Origin of the sequence: Microcystis sp. M109S1 (assembly GCF_020247025.1) — a bacterium.
GTDB lineage: Bacteria > Cyanobacteriota > Cyanobacteriia > Cyanobacteriales > Microcystaceae > Microcystis.
The window spans coordinates 1-7,171 of the sequence record NZ_JADBRW010000206.1 but is presented as its reverse complement, the minus strand read 5'-3'; the positions used below and the strand labels follow the sequence as shown (position 1 = coordinate 7,171).

General features: G+C 49.0%; 11 protein-coding genes. 3 read left to right on the top strand and 8 right to left on the bottom strand.

Annotated elements, in window-relative coordinates:
- The first annotated feature begins 198 nt into the window (after positions 1–198).
- From IM322_RS10435 to IM322_RS10425, 3 genes are all read left to right on the top strand, one after another.
- Entirely contained in the window at positions 199–324 is a 126-nt protein-coding gene (locus IM322_RS10435) for a PIN domain-containing protein (protein ID WP_287673850.1), read from the top strand.
- A 272-nt stretch (positions 325–596) separates the two neighbouring features.
- Entirely contained in the window at positions 597–2,270 is a 1,674-nt protein-coding gene (locus tag IM322_RS10430) for a DEAD/DEAH box helicase (protein WP_287673849.1), read from the top strand.
- A gap of 167 nt (positions 2,271–2,437) precedes the next feature.
- Entirely contained in the window at positions 2,438–3,499 is a 1,062-nt protein-coding gene (locus IM322_RS10425; protein ID WP_287713196.1) for a Zn-binding domain-containing protein, read from the top strand.
- Positions 3,500–3,657: 158 nt separating this feature from the next.
- On the opposite strand, the gene IM322_RS10420 is transcribed toward IM322_RS10425, so the two are convergent.
- The 8 genes from IM322_RS10420 to IM322_RS10385 form a co-directional block, all read right to left on the bottom strand.
- Entirely contained in the window at positions 3,658–3,984 is a 327-nt protein-coding gene (locus IM322_RS10420; protein WP_287699041.1) for an XRE family transcriptional regulator, read from the bottom strand.
- Between the two features lie 344 nt (positions 3,985–4,328).
- Complete coding sequence (locus IM322_RS10415) at positions 4,329–4,676, bottom strand: HepT-like ribonuclease domain-containing protein (protein WP_024968660.1); 348 nt, start codon at positions 4,674–4,676, stop codon at positions 4,329–4,331.
- A complete protein-coding gene (locus tag IM322_RS10410; protein ID WP_024968661.1) occupies positions 4,663–4,971 on the bottom strand; it encodes a nucleotidyltransferase family protein in 309 nt (102 codons plus the stop codon). The genes IM322_RS10415 and IM322_RS10410 overlap by 14 nt, the downstream gene beginning before the upstream one ends.
- Positions 4,972–5,367: 396 nt before the next feature.
- Entirely contained in the window at positions 5,368–5,874 is a 507-nt protein-coding gene (locus IM322_RS10405) for a hypothetical protein (RefSeq protein ID WP_287673846.1), read from the bottom strand.
- Entirely contained in the window at positions 5,786–6,241 is a 456-nt protein-coding gene (locus IM322_RS10400) for a hypothetical protein (RefSeq protein ID WP_287673845.1), read from the bottom strand. The genes IM322_RS10405 and IM322_RS10400 overlap by 89 nt, the downstream gene beginning before the upstream one ends.
- Positions 6,234–6,671 carry a type II toxin-antitoxin system VapC family toxin gene (locus tag IM322_RS10395; protein WP_287673844.1) on the bottom strand — a complete coding sequence of 146 codons (438 nt, stop codon included), beginning with the start codon at positions 6,669–6,671 and terminating at the stop codon, positions 6,234–6,236. Before IM322_RS10395 ends, IM322_RS10400 begins: the two co-directional genes overlap by 8 nt.
- Complete coding sequence (locus tag IM322_RS10390) at positions 6,664–6,918, bottom strand: YlcI/YnfO family protein (RefSeq protein WP_287673843.1); 255 nt, start codon at positions 6,916–6,918, stop codon at positions 6,664–6,666. Before IM322_RS10390 ends, IM322_RS10395 begins: the two co-directional genes overlap by 8 nt.
- 113 nt (positions 6,919–7,031) lie before the next feature.
- Positions 7,032–7,171: transposase (locus IM322_RS10385; RefSeq protein WP_287673851.1), on the bottom strand; the 140-nt coding region annotated here is incomplete at its 5' end.

Sequence of the window (7,171 nt, the reverse complement as noted above, 5' to 3'; positions counted from 1 at the left end):
CCTCTGCTCTTTCTTCTTCTTTAAGAGCTTTTTGTAAGTTTTTCTTTTCTTCTAAGTCTAGGAAATCTTTGGCTGGCATAAGTAGGATTTTTCTCAAGTTACTATTTCTATTTTAGGTGGTTTAAGTGCGTTTTAGCTTATTACGCTAGAGTTTATTCTGGCTTGAGGAAAAAGGGAAATCCGATTCCCACTAACTATATGTGGATCGCAGCGACCGCTCTACAATATAATCTGGCTTTGTTTAGCTATGACAAGCATTTTCGGGCGGTCGATGGGTTGATAACAGGAAATAGCATCGCCAATTTTGCGATTATTCCTATCTAAACTGCCCGGGAGATCACAAGTCAAGACAAATGTATTCAGATAGTTTATGCTGATTAAATAAAGGAGGTTTTGAAATCATATCTAAAGAGTTTTAACAATTTTTTTTATCGGAGAAAAACATAATTTTTTCGAGAAAATAAAATTAGTTAAGTCTCGACAATAATATATAATTAATTTAGAAGAATAGTTATATTTTAATCGGCTATAATCCCTTTTGTAAAATCGGGGATATTACCCGACGTTCAAGATAAAATCCAATACCGAAAAAAACCATGAACCAGCCCCTCGATCCCGCAGCCCTGCTCCGTGCCGGTCAAAAATCGGGTCAACCCCTACCCGACGCTCTCGGTGTCGGTAAATCGGTCACTTCGCCGCAATACGGCACGGGAAAAGTGACGGGCTGGTTGGGCAATCGATTGATCGTCAAGTTTCCGGGCTATTCTGTCCCCCTACAGTTCCCAAACTGGCAAGAATCGATCGCTTCGGGCGAGTTAGTTTTGGCCGAGATAACACCGTCCGAGTCCTCTCCATCGACCCCCGCGATTCTGGCAGCTATTCAACGTCTCAAGAAACCCGAATTTCGGGCGATTGCTACCGAATTAGCGGAACGATTGACTTACATCACCGTCATTCCCGCCATTAACGGACGGTTACACCCGATCCCCGCCGATGTTCCGCCCGTGCTAACAACCGCTCTAGCTAAAATCGGGATCGATTCGCTCTACGAACATCAACTGGAAGCCCTGACCTTATTGCGACAGGGCAAGGATATCGTCATCGCCACCCCCACAGCTTCTGGCAAGACGCTCTGTTATAACCTCCCCATTCTCGAATCTTGTCTCAGGTCGCCGGAACCGACCGCTCTCTATCTCTTTCCCCTCAAAGCTCTGGCCTTCGACCAGACCAGGAAGTTACAAACCCTGAACGAGGTGTTGCCACCGAACGCTAGTTTGAAAATCGGACAGATGACGGGGGATACCTCGCAGTCCGAACGATGGAAATTGTTTTATCCCGATATTCCCCGGATTCTAGCGGTCAGTCCCGATTTACTCCATTACCAGCTAGAGAAAATACGCGGGGGAAGTCAAGGGCAGGGATGGCGAGATTTCTTGCGTTCCCTACGTTGGGTGGTGATCGACGAAGCTCACACCTACACCGGCGCCTTCGGAGCGCATTTCGCCAACCTTACCCGCCGTCTCCGGCGGGCGGTCGATAGTGTCGGCGGCAATAGCGATCGCTTACAATTTATCTGCACTTCGGCCACCCTCGGAAATCCCGTCGAGTTGTTGGAGCGTTTTGGGGGTCGTGCCGACGAACCGAAACGGCTAAAAGCAATGGATACGGGTCAGGGAACCGCCGCGTCCAAAACTTTCCTCTCCCTAGCACCGACGGGTTCCCCCAATCCGGACACGGTGCGGATCGTCCTCTCCCTTCTCCAACAAGAACTGAGCGGTATCGTTTTCTGTTACTCGCGCACGACCGTCAAGAACTTGCTGAAACTGCTCGCTAAAGAAGCCGAAAACTGGGGAAACGCCGGGTTAGCGCGACGGGTAGCACCCTTTTACGGTTCCATGCAGTCCGAACAACGTCGTCGCCTGATCCAAAAGTTAGAAACCGGGGAGATTAGGGTTCTCCTCTCCACATCGGCACTGGAAGCGGGAATCGACCTCCCCGAACTCGATTGTTGCATTATCCGAGGTTATCCCGGTTCGATCATGTCTTTCCGGCAAAGGATCGGCCGGGTCGGACGACGGCGAAGCGGTCTGGTTATCTTCCTACCGATCGCCGATGATCCTCTCGATCACTACTACGGAACCTATCCGAAGCGATTACTATCGGACGGAGTAGAAAATGTCGCCTTCAATCCCGACTACCCGACCCTGCTGGCCAAACACCTGCTCTGCTGTTGTGCCGAGAGCGGATTAGGGGTAAGTGAGGTAAGCTAAACGGCTTTTACTTCGGATCACCGATATAGACTCCAAAAGGGTTATAGCTATTGGATCATGCAGGTTAAGCGCCGTTTAGCTTACTACCCCGTTTCGGAGAGGTAGGCGGACGGTTGGCCGATGAATTATTACGACAGAACAAGCTTTTTCTGAAAGCTAACGGTTTTTTGCACGCCGTCGGAATGCCCCACCATTCGGTCAACCTTCGGGGCAACCCCCAACAATCGGTAAAATTGATAGACCTGACCACTAAGGAGACGATCGAGGAGATGGGTTTGGAGTTAGCCCACCGTGAGGTCTTCCCTGATGCGCTCTATACCGCAATCGACGAGGAAGGCCGACGGGTGGTGTACCAGTGCCGCGAACTGAACGAGGAGAACCACACCGCATCGCTAGAACCTCTCGGTTGCGATAGCGATCTCTCGACCCAACCGGAAACCGACCTAACGGTAGCCTCCAGAGTGCTACTGACAGAACCGAAGATTCTCTCGACCCCGTTCCCCGACGCACGGATCAGAATACGTCTGCACTGGGGCGAAATCACATCCTTGGTCACGGGTTATCAACGGTTAAAACGCCAGTACCATCTTACTTGCACCAATCCTTACTGTTCAGGCTATCATCTGCCCCTCAAGGGCAAAAGCTGCCCGCAATGTCACCGCTCTCTACGAACGGCCGAGATCACCGATGTCGAGCAGAAAATCACTTTTCCGACCCCGTACCGCACCAGCTACGAGGCTCCCGTCTTAAAAATCGAACTCAATCCTGGAGTCACGACCGTTATCCGCGAGGAAGTAGCCCGTCTCAGAAAAAACCTTACCGATCGCTACGGTGATAACATTCCCGACACCCTCAAACACCTCTGGACAAGCGCACCAGATTGGTTAGCCCTACACAGTATGGGGCATCAACTGATCTTCGCCGTCCCTCTACTGGTACTTTCCTCGCGATCGGATGTCAATTTCGTGGTCGAGCGGGAGGACAAACGAAGCGTCGGTTATTTCTTCGATACTTGCGACGGTGGCAACGGGGCGACGGAAGCGATTTTTCAGAACCTACCCCGACTGGCCGACAAAGCGCGGGCGCTGGTTGAAGCCTGTGATTGTGAGTACGGCTGTCCCCGTTGCCTAACCCAACACGGTTGTCCCCAACGAAACGAGGGGTTGAATCGGGATTTGGGACTGTTTTTATTGAAAGCGATCGGGGAAAGCGCGTCCTCGATCGAGTGAAGTTTCCTCACTCAAGGTTTGAAGAACAAGGCAACGAGTGGCCAACTTCCTAAGCGTTCCTGTATCGTCTCGAAGTGTCGATTAACTAACGGTTCAATTACTCAATTTATGGGGAAGAAACCAGTTCACGGTAACTGTGGGCGAACGCAAAGCGCTCGCTACACGAGATCGTCTTCGGAACTAACATCCGAGCTAATAATTGCCTCCGCAATCTGCCGACGTGTGACCCCGGATAAACAAAGGGCGCGGGTTATCAGGTCAAGTGAAACCGAGGGATCAGCCACTCGCGACTGGCTCGATTCCATTCTTTTTGCTAACTCTTTTTGAGAAATGTTTTGACTTTTTCTAATTTCTTTTAATTTTCTACCGAGGGCTAGTTTGAGTTCGATAAGCTCGGATTCTACGGGCGTAAGCTCTAGAAATTCCTCTACTGTTCCCACCTTCCAGCCCGCCGCTTCTAAACGTTGACGTTTAGCTAAATCCATGTCCGATCTCCCAGGAGTTTTCACCTCTCCACTCAACCAAACGATATCTTTATCATTTTTGTTTTGCATTTATTATCCCATAATATGTCAAATCTGACATACGGGCAAGTGCTAAACTGCCTTTTGTATCAGACTTCCTGCGAGCTTGAAGATATATCGCTTTAATAGACCTCTTGCATAAATCCGAAAACAAACGATAGAAACAATAATGGGAGGGACTTTCAGTTAATTATTTATTAGTAGTTGATAATCTTCAAAAATGTTGCTGTACAAGGATCGAATTAAGACTTTTGCAAGAGGTCTAAGAGGTCTATTGGCTCGAAACTGTTTCCTGTTCCCATAATTTACGCTTCCAATTCTTTAATTGCCTTTTCAACTTCAATCAAAAGTAAACCTAAATCTTGAGTGATTACTTGCCAGACAATATCTAAGTCAATATCAAAATAAGCATGAACAATACGATTTCTCATGCCGATGATTTGTCGCCAAGGGATTTTAAAATACTTAACTTGGCAAGGTTCAGAAACATTATTAGCAGCTTCGCCCATTATTTCAATTAATCTTACGAGAGCTAAAGATAACATCCTATCGTCATCTAAATCTTGTCTGGTGCGATTATTTACAAAAGATAATGCCTCTTTTGCTGAATCTCTGATGTGTTTTAGCCGAGTTAAATTATCAATTTTGCTCATAAATAACTATAGCTTCTGCCAAGACTTGCTCACGAAAATAACGGCTTAAATCTGCCGATGTTCTTAAATCTATCTGGCGATTTATTATATTTGATAACTCATCTTCCATCGTAATAATAGCTAAACCAGGAGTCTTCCCTTGTTCAAATTCTACTAAAACATCAACATCACTTTCTCTTGTAAAATCATCCCTTAATACTGAACCAAATAAAGATAACTTGCAGATCGAGTGACGCTGACAAAATTGTTTAATTTCTTCTTGAGATAAATTAATAGGAAGAGTTGTTTTTTTCATGGTTAAAACTCCTAATTGATGATTTTTAAATCTCAGATTTAAGAGGGGTGACTTAAAACTCCATCGCCTTAATTAATAAGTAGTCGTGCAAAATAAATTTCCTAGTGAAGAAAGGCACTCATGCAAGAGGCAAGAGGCAAAGGGGGGGTTAAAACCTTCCCACAACTCTAATTTTTCGGGTGTATAGGCTTCGTATTGGTCGAAGGTAATCGGGGCGGAATCCAGTTCGGGTCGCGGGAAGGGTGGCTTTTGACTCATGGCGGGCAGAGAGAGATGGCGATCCGGTACGCGGTCGGTCTATCAATTCTAACACCCCTAGATCCCGCGTCCGCTCGTAGTCCCTCGATCTGGGGTCGCGGTAATTCGGAGGGAACGATCGCCAGTCAAGGACGAAAATCAATCGGTCACTACCCCGTAATACTTCTCTAGCATGGTCAGCATTTCCTCTTCTAACGCACTCAGGTAAGGTCGCTGTAATTTCCCCAAGATTCCCAAAAAGGCGACGGCGGCATCTTCCAAGTCCTCGCGTTCCCTCAGTCTCGACAATCGATCGCATAATCGCCGCACCGTCTGACAGTCCCCTTCGGTGTAGCCCAACTCCTTAAGGTACTCGATTTTAACCAGATCGATCGCCCCGTCGTGAAGTCGCAAGTCGCAGGAGCGCGGGTGAACAGCAGTAACGAGCGCCCAACAGTTGTTTTTCCCCTTCAGGCGCGGGTTATCTTTGGCAAGGATAGCGACCACTTCCCCCACCTCGAAAACATTCGCTTTCCCTTTATCCTGGTATTTGTCCACCGTCTCGCGAACGACTCGGTTAGAGGGTGCTTTGCCCCCAGCTTCCGCTACGGCCTCGTTCCAGACGGTCGGCTGTCGTTGCGGGGCAAGAACGGCCAGCGGCCGCACCTGATACTCGCAAGGGTGGCAGCAGCAGACAGTTGGCTGCACTCAGGGTTCGGTAGATCGCCGCTCCCATAATTAAATAGTTGGCCTTCTGACGACTGTGACCGAATCGCCCCCGACAGTAATCCTCGAAGGAGTCGTACCCGTCCCGGTACAACCGTCGATCTCGCAGTTCTTGCAGGGCGGAACCAGCGTGGTAGAAAGCCCGCTCTACCGTCCGCTCTAACCGCTCCCTGTCCCTGACCTCCTCCTCGCTCAACGGTTGCGAGGATTGAATCACCTCCACCTCGATCGCTTCTACCCCGCGTCCCGCAGAAGCTAACATTTCATCGAGTTCGTCTTCTGTCCATTCCGACCGTCTTTTAGCCATCGCGTTCATTCTCCCCACCCAGAGCGAACACATAGGACGGTTTGGGAACGAGAGCCTTCAAGAATACCGTGTCGGCCGTCCAGTAATTGGCTCTCTCTTTCTCGGCCACGGCCAGAAAAACCGCGTCGTACAACGTCAGTAAACCGTACATCCCGGCCATCTCCCACGCCCTCGATCGAATCTCTTCCCCATCGACGTAATCGATCGGTAATTCCCCGAAGGCACTATAGAGTTGACCCGCCTCCCCTTCCGTCAGTAGACCGCTCCTCACCTTTTTCCGCAAAACCGAAGCGATTTCCGCCCACGCAAAACAAGGCAGGACGATCCGCCCCGATAGTGCCTGACCGACCAATTCCGTCGCCTCTCCCTCCTGTTCGTCGGGACACAAATATTTAATGAAAACGCTGGTATCGATGCAGTAACTACTCAAGCTCCCATTCCCCCTCTCTCAATTGACGAAGCGACGGGAGCGGGTCGGGGTGTACTCCCGTTCTCCGTTTGACCTGTTCCCGTAATCGCTGGATGGTCTCGTGAGTTTCTAAGGCTTTACGCCGCCTCACCTCTCGCTCCACAGCCTCCACCACTAATTCGTTAAACGATTCTTTCCCCGACTTGAGCCGCTTGGCCTGCCGCATCAACTCGGACGGGAATCGGATCGTCACCGATTCTTTTTCCATAACCATTTCAAGTAACCACTGTTTAGTTACATTTTACCCAAAATGTCGGCTTGAAGGCTCTCGGTTTTACCTCGGAGATGAAAAGCCGACCAGTATAGAACGGCGAAGCACGATTAATATTCTGGGGAGTCTTGGCTCTCCACATATTTTTTAAGTTGATCTATCGTAACGCCACCACAACTAGCCACAAAGTAAGCTCCTGTCCATAATACTCTCTTGTCTTTCCAGTAAATCTTCTTTAAATGGTCACTGT